The 16,755-nt window shown below is 70.0% G+C and carries 18 protein-coding genes; 16 read left to right on the forward strand and 2 right to left on the reverse strand.

Annotated features, from left to right (window positions below):
- Positions 1-93: 93 nt before the first annotated feature.
- From GWK61_RS25675 to GWK61_RS25700, 6 genes are all read left to right on the forward strand, one after another.
- Positions 94-393: a WXG100 family type VII secretion target gene (locus tag GWK61_RS25675; protein WP_194912030.1), complete on the forward strand. Its 300-nt coding sequence runs from the start codon at positions 94-96 to the stop codon at positions 391-393.
- A 101-nt stretch (positions 394-494) separates the two neighbouring features.
- Positions 495-1,157: a hypothetical protein gene (locus tag GWK61_RS25680; RefSeq protein ID WP_194912031.1), complete on the forward strand. Its 663-nt coding sequence runs from the start codon at positions 495-497 to the stop codon at positions 1,155-1,157.
- Positions 1,158-1,160: 3 nt separating this feature from the next.
- Complete coding sequence (locus tag GWK61_RS25685; protein ID WP_194912032.1) at positions 1,161-1,763, forward strand: hypothetical protein; 603 nt, start codon at positions 1,161-1,163, stop codon at positions 1,761-1,763.
- 108 nt (positions 1,764-1,871) lie between these two features.
- Positions 1,872-2,171, forward strand: coding sequence for a hypothetical protein (locus GWK61_RS25690; protein WP_194912033.1), 300 nt, complete (start codon positions 1,872-1,874; stop codon positions 2,169-2,171).
- 5 nt (positions 2,172-2,176) lie between these two features.
- The gene (locus tag GWK61_RS25695) at positions 2,177-3,625 is read left to right on the forward strand and encodes a putative T7SS-secreted protein (protein ID WP_194912035.1); all 1,449 of its coding nucleotides are present in this window, start codon (positions 2,177-2,179) and stop codon (positions 3,623-3,625) included.
- Positions 3,626-3,803: 178 nt separating this feature from the next.
- Positions 3,804-4,250 (forward strand): hypothetical protein, encoded by a 447-nt coding sequence (locus GWK61_RS25700; RefSeq protein WP_194912036.1) that lies wholly within the window; start codon positions 3,804-3,806, stop codon positions 4,248-4,250.
- Positions 4,251-5,055: 805 nt separating this feature from the next.
- Here the strand turns inward: GWK61_RS25700 and rfbC are convergent.
- Both rfbC and rfbA read right to left on the reverse strand, forming a co-directional pair.
- Entirely contained in the window at positions 5,056-5,649 is a 594-nt protein-coding gene (gene rfbC, locus GWK61_RS25705; protein WP_194912037.1) for a dTDP-4-dehydrorhamnose 3,5-epimerase, read from the reverse strand.
- A 39-nt stretch (positions 5,650-5,688) separates the two neighbouring features.
- A complete protein-coding gene (gene rfbA / locus GWK61_RS25710; protein WP_194912038.1) occupies positions 5,689-6,558 on the reverse strand; it encodes a glucose-1-phosphate thymidylyltransferase RfbA in 870 nt (289 codons plus the stop codon).
- 89 nt (positions 6,559-6,647) lie between these two features.
- Here rfbA and rfbB point away from each other — a divergent pair, with 89 nt between their 5' ends.
- The 10 genes from rfbB to GWK61_RS25760 all read left to right on the forward strand — a co-directional run.
- Positions 6,648-7,646 (forward strand): dTDP-glucose 4,6-dehydratase, encoded by a 999-nt coding sequence (gene rfbB, locus GWK61_RS25715; protein ID WP_194912039.1) that lies wholly within the window; start codon positions 6,648-6,650, stop codon positions 7,644-7,646.
- Positions 7,643-8,548 (forward strand): dTDP-4-dehydrorhamnose reductase, encoded by a 906-nt coding sequence (rfbD, locus tag GWK61_RS25720; protein WP_194912040.1) that lies wholly within the window; start codon positions 7,643-7,645, stop codon positions 8,546-8,548. Before rfbB ends, rfbD begins: the two co-directional genes overlap by 4 nt.
- A 158-nt stretch (positions 8,549-8,706) precedes the next feature.
- A complete protein-coding gene (locus GWK61_RS25725) occupies positions 8,707-9,429 on the forward strand; it encodes an HdeD family acid-resistance protein (RefSeq protein WP_228562939.1) in 723 nt (240 codons plus the stop codon).
- A 170-nt stretch (positions 9,430-9,599) separates the two neighbouring features.
- Entirely contained in the window at positions 9,600-11,057 is a 1,458-nt protein-coding gene (locus GWK61_RS25730; protein WP_194912041.1) for a hypothetical protein, read from the forward strand.
- A 163-nt stretch (positions 11,058-11,220) separates the two neighbouring features.
- Positions 11,221-11,700 carry a DUF2304 domain-containing protein gene (locus GWK61_RS25735; RefSeq protein ID WP_194912042.1) on the forward strand — a complete coding sequence of 160 codons (480 nt, stop codon included), beginning with the start codon at positions 11,221-11,223 and terminating at the stop codon, positions 11,698-11,700.
- Positions 11,690-12,391 (forward strand): glycosyltransferase family 2 protein, encoded by a 702-nt coding sequence (locus GWK61_RS25740; RefSeq protein WP_194912043.1) that lies wholly within the window; start codon positions 11,690-11,692, stop codon positions 12,389-12,391. Before GWK61_RS25735 ends, GWK61_RS25740 begins: the two co-directional genes overlap by 11 nt.
- A 52-nt stretch (positions 12,392-12,443) precedes the next feature.
- On the forward strand, positions 12,444-13,376 hold the full coding sequence (locus GWK61_RS25745; RefSeq protein ID WP_194912044.1) for a glycosyltransferase family 2 protein: 933 nt from the start codon (positions 12,444-12,446) through the stop codon (positions 13,374-13,376).
- Positions 13,373-14,362 (forward strand): NAD-dependent epimerase/dehydratase family protein, encoded by a 990-nt coding sequence (locus tag GWK61_RS25750; RefSeq protein WP_194912046.1) that lies wholly within the window; start codon positions 13,373-13,375, stop codon positions 14,360-14,362. Before GWK61_RS25745 ends, GWK61_RS25750 begins: the two co-directional genes overlap by 4 nt.
- 2 nt (positions 14,363-14,364) lie before the next feature.
- A complete protein-coding gene (locus tag GWK61_RS25755) occupies positions 14,365-15,840 on the forward strand; it encodes an acyltransferase family protein (protein ID WP_194912047.1) in 1,476 nt (491 codons plus the stop codon).
- An 11-nt stretch (positions 15,841-15,851) separates the two neighbouring features.
- A partial coding sequence (locus GWK61_RS25760; RefSeq protein WP_194912049.1) for a glycosyltransferase occupies positions 15,852-16,755 on the forward strand: 904 nt, incomplete at its 3' end.

The following is a 16,755-nucleotide window of genomic DNA, read 5'->3' on the forward strand; positions in this document are numbered from 1 at the left end:
TCGGGGTGTTCCGCACGGGGCTGGGGAAGCAGACGCTGACCGGCTGAGCGCCGCGTTCGATGCCGGGCGCGCAAGACTTAGGGGAGTGCCACAATGGCAGACATTAACGTTACATACGGCGAGATGCGCCAGGCCGCCGGCCAGCTGACCAACTTCGAGAACCAGGCCGGCGACGTTCTGAAGCAGGCGCAGGCCATGATCACCAACCTGGTGAACGGCGGCTTCGTCACCGCTCAGGCGTCGAAGGCGTTCGACGAGTCCTACGGCAACTTCACCAAGGGCGCCACGCAGATGCTCAGCGGCATGACCGGCATGTGCGACTACCTGAAGCAGGCTGCCGACCAGATGGAGCACATGGACACCTCGCTGGCCAACGCCATCAAGGGCAAGTAAGGGATCACCGCCGGGCCCGCGCCGCGGGCCGCGAATCCCCGAAGGGGCCTCTCCGTTCCGGGAGGGGCCCCTTCGCCGCCTGAGACCAGGAAGCCGGAGCTGTGACATCACCGACCGAACCCCCGAGCGCGGGTTCCCCCGCAGCCGTCGACGGGCCCGGCGCGCCCGCCGACGAGGAAACCGGGGCGCAGGCGCCGCCCCGCGACTACCGCCTGATGATCCCCTCGCAAGGCTGGACCCGCATCGCGCTGGACCCCGAGGTGTGGCCGCGCCGGATCCAGGTCATGGTCGACAAGAAGTTCCGCGGGATCGACAACGCGCCGCACCTGAAGGCGGAGATGCGGGGCGACCTGGAGCGGCGCTGCCAGGAGGCTTGGGAGAAGGGCGGGATCGAGCTGTATCTGGGCTCGATGGACGTCGTCGGGGTGCCGGTGTCCGCCAGCCTGCTGGTGACGCTGATCCCGCGTCCGGCCGGGCAGGCGCGCGCGACGCTGGAGCAGATGGCGCTGGGGCTGGCCGCCGAGGGGCGTGACGCCCGGGTCACCGAGCTGCCGGCGGGCAAGGCGCTGGTGCAGACCTATAAGACCCCGCCGCGGCCGGGTTACGGCAGCACGTTCCCGGACACGCACCACGACGTGCTCTTCGACGTGCCGCACACCGCCTCGCAGCTGTTGCTCTCGTTCAGCACCCCGGTGGAGCCGCTGGCCGAGGCGATGGTCGAGCTCTTCGAGTCGATGGCGCTGTCGTTCGTGTGGAAGGGCTGAGACGTGGCGGCACGCGGTGACTTCACGATCACGATGGACCGTCCGGAGATCGCGATCCGGCTGCCGGTCAACGAGGACGGCGACCTGAGGGCGTGGGCGGAGAGCACCTCGCGCGCGCGTCAGGGTTTTGACGCCGAGGACGAGGACGTCGAGCTGTTCGCGGCCGAGATCCTGGCCGCCGCGGCGGACTCCTCCACGCGCGACGTGGCCATGGCCTATCTGCTGCCGGACGACGTCCTGCCGGTGGAGATGGCGCGGATCGAGGTCGTGGACGTCAATCCGGACGAGGAGATCCCCGAGGTCACCCTGGAGTGGCTGGAGCGGATCTACAGCGACCCCGGGCTGGAGCTGACGGCGCCGGTGGACGTCTGGCGCGGCGTGCTGCCGGCCGGCCCCGCGGTCCGGGTGGTCCGCCAGGTGATCGGGGACGTCGACGAGTTCGGGGACGGCAAGCTGCTGCACAGCGTGGTCTACGCCGTGCGGCCGCCGCAGACGGACTTCGCGGTCGTGCTGTCGGTGACCTGGTCGGCCGTCCTGCTGGGCGAGGAACTGCTGGAGATGTCCGACGCGCTGGCGCAGACGCTGCAGGTGCTCCCGGCTCGCTGAGGCGGATTCTCGTCGGAGCCGCACACGAGCCGCACACGAGCCGCACACGAGCCGCACACGCCAGCACCGCACACAAAGCCGCACAGACAACGGGAAGGGGGAGGTCTGATGGCCGACCACATCAAGATCAACACCGGGGAGCTCGCGAACATCGGCGACGCGCTGGGCAAGCTGGTCGATCAGTTCCAGAACTCGGGGAACATCGTCCACCACTACGCCGGCGACCTGGGTTCGGGCCGCATGGCCGACACGCTGGACCAGTTCGCGTCCAACTGGGACGTGCACAAGAAGAGCCTGCTGTCCAACCTGCAGCACCTGCAGAGTGCCGCGTCCGAGGGCGCGAAGAGCTGGGACGGGCTGGACGCGGACCTGGCCAAGGCGCTGACCGACCCACCGAAGAAGGGCTGAGGGGCGTGGCGATCGACTGGGACCACGAGGTCTACAACTCCGGCGACAACATCCCCGGAGACCCGGGCCAGGTCGCGGGGCTGGGCAAGAACTACCGCGACACCGCCGACGCGATCCGGCAGCAGGCCGCGAACCTGCGCAACCTGGTGAACGGCCAGGGCTGGGACTCCGACTCCGGCCGTGAGTTCCAGAACATGGTCGGCGACACCGCGGGCAAGCTGGACAAGGCCTTCGGCCGCTACGACGCGGCGGCCGGCGCGCTGGGCACGGACCAGGGCTCGCTGGGCAACTGGGCCGGCTCGCTGGCGCACGCGCAGGACCTGGCCAAGGCCGCGATCAACAAGGGGCGCGAGGCCCAGGCCAACAGCCGCAGCGCGCAGGGCCAGATCGACGCGCACACCCAGGCGCAGGCCAAGCAGCCCCCGCCGCCGCCCGGGACCCCGCCGCCGACCGGCCCGGACCCGGTGCTGACGAAGCTGAACGGCCAGAAGGCCGGCTTCGACGGCGACCTGGCGCAGGCCGAGAAGGACCTGCAGGCCGCCCGCGACTTCCGCGACAGCCAGGCGAACAAGTTCGCCGACGCCATCGTGAACGCCTACAACCACGACGGTCTCAAAGACGGGTTCTGGGACAAGGTCGGCGACATCGCCAGCGACGTCCTGCACGGCATCGAGGACTTCGCGCAGGTCGTCGGACACTGGGCCGGCGCGATCGCCGGCGTCCTGGGCGTCCTGGCGCTGGCGCTGAGCTGGGTGCCGGTCGTCGGCGAGATCCTGGGCGCGGCGGCGGCGATCGCCTCGGTGGTGGCGCTGGGCTGCGACGTGATCAACGCGCTGGACGGCAGAGGCACGTGGCTGGACGTCGGCATCGACGTCCTCGGCGTGCTGTCCGGCGGTGCGGGGCGGCTGCTGGGGAACGTGGCCAAGGGCTCGAAGTTCTTCGAGGTGCTCAACGGCCTCAAGGGCGTGCGGGGCGTGTCCAAGGCGATGCGCTTCGCCCGGGCCGGCGAGGCCGCGGGCATCACCGGCGGCAAGGCGGCCAAGCTGGCCACCGCGAACAAGCTGCTGGCCTCGCTCCCGGAGAGCGGCGTGGGGCGGTATGTGGCCATGGGTAAGACCGCGCTCAGCCCGAAGGCTTACTGGGCCGGTATGAAGGACGGCGCGGACATGTTCAAGGACCTTGGGTTCAAGGGCGCGCTGCGGGCTGGTGTCCACGACTACCCGACGTCGCTGATGACCACCGGCGGCAAGGCTCGGTATTGGGCGTGGAGTACAGTGCCTTTGGCTGCGGGTTGGGCGAACATGAGTAGTTTGACCAATCAGCCCGGGTACAACGACACGAGTCCGTTGACCAATGCCAGTAGCTGGGATGGGCTTGGCGCGGTCAAGGCGAATACGCGCTTGGGGGCGAACGGGATTCCGTTTGTTAATGGGCACTGGACTCCGCAGAGCTGATCCGGGGGTCGAGTAGCGGGTTCGAGTAGCGGGTTCGAGTACCGGGTTCGAGTACCGGGTCCGAGTAGCGGGGTCGAGTAGCGGGGTCGAGTAGCGGGTCCGGTACTCCGAGTACGTCGAGAAGTCCCGGGATGTCAGGCAGTTCGAGCACGTCGATGAGGTCGAGAAGGATGAGGGCATGAGCAGGGTGGTCAACCCGACCCGGCCGGCGGCCACGACCGCCGAGGTCCGGCAGCGGCTGAAGAACCTCGGCGGAGCCAAGCGGGAGCGCCTCGAGGACTGGGGATACCCGATCGCGAAGCTCGACGAGTGGGCCGCCCGCGGCGACGCGCAGGCCGACGAGGTCGACGCCCTGCTCGCCATCATCCTCAACCGCGCGGACTACACGCATGATGACGCTGATGTGGCGGCGGCGGAGAAGATCGGGAAGAAGCTCGGCGCGCTCATGACGCCGCACGCTTACCTCGTGTCGCAGCACAAGGCGGAGGAGAAGCGGGCGTACAACATCCGGCCGGGGGCGATTCCGGGGGAGACGGAGGTTTCGGGCAAGTCGCTTTGGTTGATTTTGGGCGGGGTGTTCGTGCTTATCGTTGTCGGTGGGGTGATTGTGGCGGCTGTGCGCTGAGGTTGGTTTGTGGTGGTGGTGGTTGGCGGTCGGCGGCCCGGGGCTACGGCGGAAGCTGGGTTCCGGGTCGTTTTGTTGGGTTTGTTTGGTTTGTGGTTTACAGGTGATTTTTATGGCTTCGCTAATGGTTGGATGGCCTCGCAGGGGACGCAGTTCGGTTGAGCCTCGCATGCCGCGCTGGCGGCCGGCGGTTTTCGCGTACACGACCGCGCACTGGTCCAAGTCTGTGCATGGCGGGTTGGCGGGTGGCGGTTTTCGCGGGCAAGACCGCGCATGAGTCCGAGTCACTGCGCACGCGTCATGTGGGCGGCTGTCTGCCGCGTTTGGTGGGCACCTTGAGGCCTCTGGCGGGCCTCCTCGACGAGGGGGCGACCCGCGCGACCTGCTTGATGCCGCCGGCCCGTGACTGTTCGGCTTTCTATCCGCTGTTGCCTGCGTCGCGCTGCCCGGTGGCGGTGCTGCTTGTGGTCGCCGGGTTCTGGGTCCCTCGCCGCGTCATCGCCGTAAACGGAACCAGCCCGGTTTGGCGGAATCAAGCCGCATCACAGCTGCTGTGGTCCAGCTCCGTCCGGCTTGACACCGCCAAACCGGGCAGGTTGGCTGCGCCCGCTGACGCGGCGAGGGACCCAGAACCAACACCCCGCATGGTCCTTCGGACCCAGCCACCGTGTCGTGCGGTCGGTCTTGCCGGTCCGGTTGCAAGCCGGGTTGCGTGTCGGGCGCTCGCTTAGCTTCTCCATCGCAGCAACGAAGCGGCCCGGGACCGCGGTGAAAACCGCGCGCCCCGGGCCGTTGGCGTCAGGTGCTAGCCGAGGCTCTTCGTGTAGCCCACGCAGGCTGCGTAGTCCGGCAGCAGGCCGCTGTCTTTCGCCTCCGCCAGGGATGGCGACTTCAGGTCCCGCTCCGACAGTTGCGGGACTTCGGCGGGCCAGTCGATGCCGAGTTCTGCGTCCAGGGGGTGGATGCCGTGCTCGTGGCCGGGGTTGTAGGTGGCTGAGCAGAGGTAGGTCAGGGTTGCGTCGTCGGTGAGGGCGCAGAAGCCGTGGCCGAGGCCTTCGGAGATGTACACCGCCTTGCGGTTGGCGTCGCTGAGTTCGACGCCCTGCCACTGGCCGAAGGTTGGGGAGCCGACGCGGATGTCGACGATCACGTCCAGGACTGCGCCGCGGGTGCACATGATGTACTTCGCCTGGCCTGGGGGGACGTCTGCGAAGTGGATGCCGCGGACGACGCCCGCCGCCGACACGGACAGGTTGCCCTGCCTCAGGTCCAGGGGGTGGCCTACGGCTTCGGCCAGGTGGTCGAAGCGGTACCACTCGGTGAACAGGCCTCGGGGGTCGCCGTGGAGGCGGGGGGTGATCTCCCAGGCGCCTTCGATCGACAGGGGCGCGATGTCCATGCGGGGACGGTCCTTCGTGGTCGGTGGGACTGGTCGGTTCTAGAGTGCGGGGTCGAGGAGGTGCAGGAGGTATTCGCCGTAGCCGCTCTTGCGGAGCGGTTCGGCCAGGGCGGCGAGTTGGGCGTCGTTGATGAAGCCGGAGCGCCACGCCACTTCCTCTATGCAGCCGACCTTGTAGCCCTGTCGCTGTTCTATGACGCGGACGTATTCGGCGGCCTGCACCAGGGAGTCGAAGGTGCCGGTGTCGAGCCAGGCGGTGCCCCGCTCCAGGACCTGCACCTGCAGCTGGTCGCGGTTCAGGTACTCGACGTTGACGCCGGTGATCTCCAGCTCGCCGCGGGCGCTGGGCTTGAGGTTCTTGGCGATCTCCACGACCTGGTTGTCGTAGAAGTACAGGCCCGGGATGGCGAAGCGGGACTTGGGCTTCTCCGGCTTCTCCTCGATGGAGACCGCGCGGCCGGCGTCGTCGAACTCGACCACGCCGTACTCCTGCGGGTTGGCCACCTGGTAGGCGAAGACCACGCCGCCGGCCGGCTGGGTGAGGGTGCGGAGCTGCCGGCCCAGGCCTGCGCCGTGGAAGATGTTGTCGCCGAGGACGAGGGCGACCGACTCGTCGCCGATGAACTCCTCGCCGAGGATGAAGGCCTGCGCCAGGCCGTCCGGCCTTTCCTGCGCGATGTACTTGAGGTCCAGGCCCCACTGGGAGCCGTCGCCGAGCAGCCGCTGGAACTGCGCCTGGTCCTCGGGCGTGGTGATGACGAGGATCTCGTAGATGCCGCCCATCACCAGCGTGGACAACGGGTAGTACACCATGGGCTTGTCGAAGACGGGCATGAGCTGCTTGGAGACGCCCTTGGTGATCGGCCACAGTCGTGAACCGGTCCCGCCGGCTAGGATGATGCCTCGCATGCCGGGCAGTCTAACCGGGTCTTCGAAAGCATCACTTCGGATCCACCACCGGGGGGAAGTATTCCCACGGGCCCGGTAGCATCGCGCAGGTGAGGATTCTAGTGACCGGCGGCGCCGGGTTCATCGGCTCAGAGTATGTCCGTCAGCTCCTGTCCCGTCCCGGTTCGCCGGATTCGGTCACAGTGCTGGACGCGCTGACCTATTCGGGGGTCGAGGCGAATCTCGAGCCGGTGCGCGACAATCCGGGCTTCAGCTTCCGGCACGGTGACATCCGGGACGCCGAGGTCGTCGACGAGGTGATGGCCGGGCACGACGCCGTCGTGCACTTCGCCGCCGAGTCGCACGTGGACCGCTCGATCCTGGGCGCCGGGCCGTTCGTGACCACGAACGTCGTGGGCACGCAGGTACTGCTGGACGCCGCGCGCAAGCACGACGTCGGCCGCTTCGTGCACGTCTCCACCGACGAGGTCTACGGCTCCATCGACGAGGGCTCCTGGACCGAGGAGTGGCCGCTGGCGCCGAACTCGGCGTACTCGGCCTCCAAGGCCGGCTCGGACCTGCTGGTGCTGGCCTACCACCGCACGCACAAGATGGACGTGGTGGTCACGCGCTGCTCCAACAACTACGGGCACTACCAGTTCCCGGAGAAGATGATCCCGCTGTCGGTCACCAACCTGATCGACGGCGGCACCGTCGCGCTCTACGGCGACGGCGCCAACATCCGCGACTGGCTGCACGTCTCCGACCACTGCCGCGGCATCGACCTGGCGCTGCGCCAGGGCCGGGCCGGCGAGGTCTACAACATCGGCGGCGGCACCGAGCTGACCAACAAGGAACTCGTGCAGCTGATGCTGGACGCCACCGGCACCGACTGGTCGTCGGTCCGCACCGTCGAGGACCGCAAGGGCCACGACCGCCGCTACTCGCTGTCGATCGAGAAGATCCGGCAGGAGCTCGGCTACGAGCCGCAGGTGCGGTTCGACGACGGCATCGCGCAGACCATCGACTGGTACAAGAACAACCGCGCGTGGTGGGAGCCGCTGAAGGTGAAGGCCGGCCTGGAGACCTCCGGGGGCGCGGCGAAATGAGCCGCCCGGTCGTGATCGTGCCGGGGCGCCAGGCGCCGCGACGGTGGCTGGTGACCGGTGCCGCCGGGATGCTCGGCGCGGATCTGGTGGCGCTGCTCAGGGCCGACCCGGCCGCCACCGTCACCGCGCTGACCCGGGCCGAGCTCGACGTCACCGACGCCGCGGCGGTCGCCGCCGCGGTGGACGGCCACGACGTGGTGGTGAACACCGCGGCCTGGACGGACGTCGACGGCGCCGAGACCCACGAGGCCGAGGCCACCGCGGTCAACGGCGGCGCGGTCAGCACCCTGGCCACGGCCTGCGCGGCCACCGGGGCCCGGTTCCTCACGGTGTCGACCGACTACGTCTTCGACGGCAAGGGCGAGGAGCCCTACGACGAGTACGCCGCGACCGACCCGATCAACGCCTACGGCCGCTCGAAGCTGGTCGGCGAGCAGGCCGTGCTCGCGGTGCTGCCGGAGACCGGCTACATCGTCCGCACCGCCTGGCTCTACGGCGCGCACGGCGCCAACTTCGTGCGCACCATGCTCCGGCTGGCCGGCGAGCGCGAGACCCTGGACGTGGTCGACGACCAGGTCGGCCAGCCGACCTGGACCGGCGCCCTGGCCGGGCAGCTGATCGCGCTGGGGCAGGCGGACCGGGCCCCGGCCGGGATCTACCACGGCACGGCCTCCGGACAGACGAGCTGGTTCAGCCTGGCCCGCGCGGCGTTCGAGGAAGCGGGGCTGGACCCCGAGCGGGTGCGGCCGACGACCTCGGACAAGTTCGTCCGGCCCGCCGAGCGTCCGAAGTACAGCGTGCTCGGGCACGACCGCTGGGCCGAGGCCGGGCTTCCGCCCCTGGGGGACTGGCGCGAGATGCTGGCGTCCAGCGGCGTGGCGGCGCCTTCGCGGGCGGTCTGAGCAGGTCAGCAGTCGTGCGGTCCGGCAGTCGCCGGACCGCACTGGCATGTATCGGCTCACGTCGGCCCCCGTTGCGGCTCGCTCCCGGCTGGACCATTCGGCCGACCCGGAACCGGGCATCAGGCATCATCGGTCGGATAGTCGGACATAACGACCCCATGACCGACATGTATGACGGTGACGAGCGCGGACCCGGCAGGGCCGAGGAACTGCGCGACCGCGGCCCCGGCCGCGGCGAGGGGTTCCGCGACCGCGAGTTCGACCGCGCCGACCGCGCTGATCGGGTCGACGTCGAGAACCCGCTCCGGATGCTCGGGCAGGCCGCGTGGCAGGCGCTGATGGTGCTGGGCCTCGCGGCGATCGCGATCGGCGTGTGCGCGGTGGTCTGGCCCGGCCGCACGCTGCTGGTGCTCGGCGTGCTGTTCGGGATCTACCTGCTGATCAGCGGGGTCATGGAGATCATCGCGGCGTTCGGCGACCACATCAGCGCCGGCATGCGGGTGCTGAACGTGATCGTCGGCGCGGTGTCCATCCTGCTGGGCCTGTTCTGCTTCCGGAACTCGCTGCACAACTCGGTGCTGCTGCTCAGCCTGTGGATCGGCATCGGCTTCCTGATGTGGGGCATCGCGACCATCGCGACCAGCGCCTCGGCTCCGGCCGGGGTGCTCGGCCGGGGCTGGGGCCTGTTCGCCGGCTTCATGACCATGCTCGGCGGGATCATCATCATCTCCTGGCCCATCGGCTCCATCTTCACCCTGGCGGTCTTCACCGGGATCTGGCTGATCGCCGTCGGGCTGGTCGAGGTGATCCACGCGTTCACGCTGCGGGGCACCGTGCGGAAGGTGACGGGAACCGGGTCGGGAAGACACGCGACGGTCTAGGGTTTCGACGGTCCAGGGCTTCGACGGTCTAGGGTTTCGCGGCGGTCCAGGGCTTCTGCTCCGCGGCAGTCCAGGACTTTTCGCCGAACCGGCGTAGGCGCCCCACGATCGGAGTGGCGGCGCCTACAAACATATATCGTGCCGATTGGCATCGACTACCATCGAATCTCGTGCCCCCTCCCCGTGCCGCTCGCTCCGTGTTGAGCCGCCTGACCACGCCCGGCCCGCTGTTGGCGATCGGGCTCGGTGCGGCGACGGTGGGGGGTTCCCTGTGGATCGCGATAGCGAACCGCTCACTGGACGCCCACTCGGCGACGACACTTCTTTCCTTCTATTTCCTGGTCGGCACGATCGGCACCGGCGTCCTCGCGGGCCTGGAACAGGAGATGACCCGCACCGTCGCGCGCACCCACGCGGCGAACCGCCCGGTCGGAGCAGCCGTGCGCGGCCAGCTGCGGCAGGCCGCGGGCCTCGTCGCGGTGACCGGCGTGGTGCTGCTCGCGGCCTCGCCGCTGCTGCTTTCGCGCTGGCTCGGCCACAGCTGGACGCTGGAGCTGGCGCTGGCCGCGGGACTGGCCGCGACCTGGGCCTCGTTCCTGGTGCGCGGGGTGCTCGCAGGCTGCCAGGACTTCCGCTACTACAGCCTGACGCTGATCGTGCAGGGTGTCGCCACGATCGTGCCGAGCGCGATCCTGACCTCGTCCGGGCGCGGGCACCTGCTCGCGTACGCCTTCGTCTTCGCGCTCGCGCCGCTGGTCGCCGCCGTGAGCGGGCTGGCTTCGCCGGCGCTGCGCCGGTCCTGGCGCGCCGTCGGTGCTGTGGCTGTAGATGACGCCGACGCCGACGCCGACTCGGCCGCAGTGCTCTCCGTCCCGGACGATGCCGAAGAGCCCGGCGGCAGCGCCCGAGAGAAGCTGATCCTCCTCACGCTGGCCACCCTCCTGAGCCAGCTGCTGATCAACGCGGTCCCGCTGATCATCAGCTCCCGCCTGGATGCGGGCCACGCCAAGTCCCTCGACTCCGCGATGGGCATGTCCCGGCTGGCGCTGCTGTGCCTCTTCCCGCTCCAGGCGCCGCTGCTGCCGATGCTCGCGGCCGCCGCCGTGCGCGGCGACTTCCGCGAGGTGCGGCGCAAGACCGGCTTCCTGGTCGCGGCCTGCCTCGGCACCGGCGCGGCCGGTGTGGTCGTGGTGGCCGCGGCCGGGCCGTGGCTGCTCCGGCACTATTTCGCGGCGACCGACCCGCTCTCCCACCTCTTCCTTTCCGCCCTGGCGTTGAGCACGGCGTTCCTGATGACCGCGTTCGTTTTGCAGTCCGCGCAGGTCGCGCTGAACCGGCACCGCGTCGTGTTCGCCGCCTGGCTGGCGGGTCTGGGCGCGATGGCGCTGGTCTTCGTGCTGCCGCTGTCGCCGCTGGCCGCCGCCGGGTGGGCCGGGATCCTCGGCCCGCTCGCGGTGACCGTGATCGCGGCCGCCGATGTGATGTTCGTGACCCGCTCGCTGCCGACGGTGACCGGGCCCGGCGCCGAGCCGGCGCCGGCCGTCCCGGCCCCGGTCGAGGCGCCGCCGCCGGGGCCCGCGCACGACGCCGGCCAGGCCGCGCCGGTCGCCGAAGGAGTGCGCGGATGAGCGTTGTGCCCAGGCAGCGCGGCCGTCGGCGCCGCTGTCCCGGAATGGAACCAGGTAGACTGCCCGGGTTCACCCATCGGGATCAGCCGACTACCGACGCGCCGGGGCGCGGCACAGCGCGCCATCACTCCGGAAAGCGCCATCACTCCGGGAGTGGATCCGCATGAAACTGGCCATAATGACCGGTGTCGTGGCGCTCCTGCTGCTGGCACTGATCTTCGAACTGCTCCGGCGCCGCCAGCTGCGTGAGAAGTACGCGGTGCTGTGGCTGGTCGTCGGGCTCGTCACGCTCCCGCTGGGCTTCATCCCCTCCTCCCTGGACAACGTCTCCAGCTGGCTGGGCGTGGCCAGCGGCGCCAGCCTCGTGCTGTTCCTGGCCGTGGTCTTCCTGCTGATCGTGTGCATCCACCTGAGCTGGGAGGCCTCCCGGCTGGAGGACGAGACCCGGTCGCTGGCCGAGGAGGTCGCGCTGATCCGGGCCGACCTGCGCGACCTGAAGGACCGGCAGGCCGACCTGGAGGCCGAGCTCGAACAGGCCCGGGCGGCCCGGGCCAACGGCGCGAACGGCGCGAACGGCACCAACGGGCACACCGTCGGGATCGTCACCCAACGGGACGGGAAGGCGGTCCTCGGTGAACGCTGACCAACGCGTCCTCATCATCATCCCGGCGTGGAACGAGGCCGCGTCGATAGCCGACGTCATCGCCGAGGTGCGCGACGAGCTCCCGGCCTACGACGTCCTCGTGGTCAACGACGGCTCCACCGACGACACCGAGCGCATGGCCCTGGCCTCCGGCGCCCGCGTGGTCTCGCTGCCCTACAACCTCGGCGTCGGCGGCGCCATGCGCCTGGGCTACCGCTACGCCGACGAGAACGACTACGACGTGGCGATCCAGCTCGACGCCGACGGCCAGCACGACCCGCGCTACGTCCCCAAGCTCATCGACGGCCTCGGCGAGGCCCACCTGGTGCTCGGCGCGCGCTTCGCCGGCGAGGGCGACTACCAGGTGCGCGGACCGCGGCGCTGGGCCATGAGCCTGCTGTCCGGGGTCCTGTCCCGGATGGCGAAGACCCGGCTGGACGACACCACCTCGGGCTTCCGCGCCTGCGACCGCGAGATCATCAAGCTGTTCGCGCAGTGGTACCCGGTGGAGTACCTCGGCGACACCGTCGAGACCCTGGTCCGGGTGATCCGCCTGGGCCACCCGGTCAGCCAGGTGCCGGTGGCGATGCGGCCGCGCGCCGCCGGGACGCCCAGCAAGTCCCCGATCAAGGCGGCGGTCTACCTCGGACGCGCCATGATCACCTTGCTGCTGGCGATAAACCGCCGATGACCCAGCCCGCCCGACGCACCCGATCCCGAACCGTGAGGCATCCGAAGTCCCCATGACCACCATCGACATCATGCTCCCGTACTACGGCGACGTGGCCCTGATGCAGACCGCGGTGCGCAGCGTCATCGCGCAGTCCGACCCGGACTGGCGGCTGACGGTCGTCGACGACGGCAAGGAACCGGGCGTCCCGGAGTGGTTCGCGGCGCTCGGCGACCCGCGCGTGTCCTACCAGCGCAACGAGCAGAACCTGGGCGCCACCGGCAACTACAAGAAGTGCCTGGGCCTGGTCGAGGCCGAGTACATGGTGATGATGGGCACCGACGACGTGATGCTGCCCGGCTACGTCGCCGAGATCCGCCGGATCGTCAAGGAACATCCCGGGGTCGGCGTCATCCAGCCCGGCGTGCAGGTCATCGACGGCGCGGGACGGGTCGTGAACACTCTCGCCGACCAGGTCAAGGGCCGCATCTACCTGCCGCGCTTCACCGGCACCACGCTGATGGGCGGCGAGGAGCTGGCGGCGAGCCTGCTGCGCGGCTGCTGGTTCTACTTCCCGTCGCTGTGCTGGCGCTCCGCGGCGATCAAGGGTGCCAGCTTCCGCGACGACCTGGACATCATCCAGGACCTGGCGCTGGTCATCGACCTGATCGAGGCCGGCGAGACGATGGCGCTGTCCGACGAGCTGGTCTTCCAGTACCGGCGGCACGCGGCCAGCTACAGCGCCGCAGAGGCGATGGCGGGCAAGCGGTTCGCCGAGGCGCGGCGCTACTTCGTCGGCGCCTCCGCGCAGATGAACGCGCTGGGCTGGCCGAAGGCCGCGAAGGCGGCGCGCCGGTACACGGCCTCGCGGCTGCACGCCGTCACGCTGCTGCCTTCGGCGCTCAAGGCGCGGTCGGTCCCGGGCGTGAAGAACCTGGCCCGGCACGCGTTCCTGCCGGCGCCCCGGCCCGAGCAGACGCCGGTGCGAGTGGAGCAGAAACGATGACGGAGCCTGTGAAAGTCGCGGTTCTCGGCGGGACCGGATTCGTCGGCAAGGCGGTCAGCAGTGCGCTGATGGAGCGCGGCCACGAGGTGGTCGCCATCGCGCGCACGCCGCGGCCGGTCGCCGAGGGCGCGTCGTTCGTGCCGCTGGATCTGGCGGCCGCCGGTCGGGACCAGCTCGCCGCGACGTTGCGCGCGCAGGGCGTCGGGGCCGTGGTGAACGCCGCCGGCGGCATGTGGGGCCTGACCGAGGAGCAGATGGTCGACGCCAACGTCACGTTGGTCGCGCACCTGCTGGCCGCGGTCGAGACGCTGCCCACGCGGGTGCGGGTGGTGCAGCTGGGCAGCGTGCACGAGTACGGCCTGGCGCCGCTCGGCACGTCGATGATCGAGGCCTATGTGCCCGAACCCGTGACGGCGTACGGGAAACTCAAGCTGGAGTGCTCGAACCTGGTGCTCGAAGCGGCGGCGCGCGGCGCGGCCGACGGCGTGGTGCTGCGGGTCGGGAACGTGGTCGGCGCGGGGCAGCCGGGGCACAGCCTGCTCGGTGTGGTGGCCGCGAAACTGCTGGAGGCGCGCAGCCACGGGCAGGCCGAGCTCACGCTGGGCGCGCTGGTCTCGCTGCGCGACTTCCTGTCGCTGACCGACGCGGCCGAGGCGGTGGCGACGGCGGTGACCGTCCCCGGCGCGGTCGGCGAGGTGGTCAACATCGGTACCGGGCACGCGCACAACGCGCGGCAGCTGGTCAATATGCTGATCGACGCCAGCGGCGTGCCGACGACGCTGACCGAGGCCCCGGCGCCGGGGCCGGAGACCGACTGGCAGCAGATGGGGATCGAGAAGGCGGCCGCGCTGCTCGGATGGACGCCGCGGCGGTCCCTGGCCGAGGCGATCGCGGAGCTGTGGGCGGCGGCGGTCGCGGAGGCGGATGCGGCGGTGGCGGTGGCGGAGGCGGCGGTCGCCGAGACGGATGTGGACACGGGTCGATAGGCGTGGGGGAGCAGACGAGCGCGGTGTCGGGTGCTGCGTGGGGGCGCGGCGACGGCGACCGGGGCGGTGACGGGGTCGGTGGCACGGCCAGCGGCGAGGCCAGCGACGCGGCCGCGATCCCCTACGGCGTGCGCCTTCCGTCCTGGACTCGCAAGGGTTACCGCGGCACGCTCGCCGAGGTGTTCTCCGGCCGTGAAAACGGTGTCGGCTTTCTGCGTTTCTCCCTGGCCATGTCGGTCGTCATCACGCACAGCGGAATACTCGGCTTCGATCGCGGGGACCTGTTCGGCGGCGTGTTCCGTAACCAGCAGGCGGTCGGGGGCTTGGCGGTCGCCGGGTTCTTCGTGCTGTCGGGGATGCTCATCACGCGCAGTGCGCGGCGTACCGGCTTCCTGCGTTACTGCTGGCATCGTGCGCTGCGTATCTTTCCGGCGTTGTGGGTGTGTCTGATCGTGACCGCGTTCGTGGTGGCGCCGTTGATCACGCTGCATGAGCGGGGTTCGCTGAACGGCTTCTGGACGGAGACCGGCGGGGGCGGCGGTCCCTTTGGCTACGTCCACCTCAACATGTGGACCGGTATCCGTCAGAGCGGCATCCACAATCTGCTCGTCAGCACCACGTGGTGGGGTCGGGTGACCAAGACCAGCGTCTTCGACGGTGCTCTGTGGTCGCTGGTCTACGAGATGCTCTGCTACCTGATCGTGGGTTCCCTGCTGGTTAGTGGAGTCCTGCGGAACGCGCGTCGGCTGATGCCGATCATGGCGGCGGTGCTGTACGTGCGCATCGTCCTGGACTTCCGGCTGGCCTCCGGCTGGGCCGGTGGCGAGGTGGCCCAGTACCAGCGGTTCGACGCCAACTGGTTCGGGACCATCGACCTGCACTGGGTCGTGTATCTCGGCTTCCTGTTCTTCGCCGCCGGCTCGCTGGAGCTGTACCGGGAGCGGGTCCCGATCCACGACGGGCTCGGGCTGGCCGCCCTGGCGCTCAGCCTGGGTTCGCTGCTGCTCGGCGGGTGGTTCGTGATCGGCTATCCGGCCTTCGTCTACCTGATGGTGTGGGCGGCCTGTCGGCTGCCGCGGTGGACGCATTGGGTGGGGCGCAAGAACGACTACTCCTATGGCATCTACATTTACGGCCTGGTCGGGCAGCAGGTCCTGGCGAGCCTGGGATGGAACCGCTGGGGGTACTGGCCCTACCTCGCCATGGCGGTGGCGGCGGCCTGGACCGCGGCCTTCCTGTCCTGGCACCTGGTCGAGAAGCACTTTCTCAAGCTGAAGAACTGGACCCCGCGGTATCCGGCCCGCTGGTTGCGGACGCTGCGACGGCGTTATGTGCCGGTGCCGGCCGCACGCTCTGAATCCGGGGCTGGGACCGGGACCCTCCACCCCGGCGCTGACAACCCCGGCGCCATCGGCGTACCGGCCCCGACGCCGGCCCCAACCCCGACTCCGACCCCGACCCCGACGCCCGTCGCCTGAGAGGACACGTCGTGAGAATCGCCGCCGTCGTGACGGCTTACCACCCGGACGAGCGTCTGCTCGCCGTGGTCGACTCCGTGCAGGAGTCCTGCGCCGAGATCGTGGTCGTGGACAACACGCCCGACGGGGCGCCCTCCGCCGCGGACAAGATCGCCGCTGCCGACACGCTCACGGTTCTGCGCCCCGGCGTGAACCGCGGTCTGGCGCACGCCCTGAACCTCGGGGTCTCGCGTCTGTCCCGGGGCGCCGAGGCGGTGATCTTCCTGGACCAGGACTCGGTGCTGGACCCCGACGTGATCCCGCGGCTGGCGGAACACCTCGCGGATCCGACCGTCGGCATCGCGACACCGGCGCCCTGGGACGTCGTGCACGAGCGCTTCTACGAGACCTTCTCCGGTCGGCACGAAGACGTGTCGGAGCGCGCCATCTCCATCACCTCGGGCATGCTGATCCGCCGCACGCTCCTGGAACGCGTCGGCGAATTCCGCGAGGACTTCTTCGTCGACTACGCCGATCTCGAGTACTCCCTCCGCGTCCGCCGCACCGGCGCCCGCATCATCCAGGACAAGCGGCTGAAGCTTCCGCACTCCATCGGCGAACGCCGCACCCACGCCTTCCTCGGCATGCGCGTGGCGGTTACGCACAAGGCGCCCTGGCGTGATTACTGGCAGCTGCGGAACGGTCTGATCACCATTCGGGAGCAGGGGAGGTTCTCCCCGGCTTGGGCGGTTACGGCGGCGCTGTACCTGGGCCGCGCCGCGGTGCAGGCGGTGGCGTTCGAGGACGACCGCCGGGCGCATGCCGGGGCGGTGCTGCGGGGGGCGCGGGATGCGGTGACGCGGAAGTACAGCGTGCGGTACTTGCCGGAGGGGGCGGAGTTGACGAGGGTGACGACGTTGACGCGGGGTGCGGGTG

The sequence above is a fragment of the Catenulispora rubra genome, from assembly GCF_015356825.1.
Classification (GTDB): Bacteria; Actinomycetota; Actinomycetes; order Streptomycetales; family Catenulisporaceae; genus Catenulispora; species Catenulispora rubra.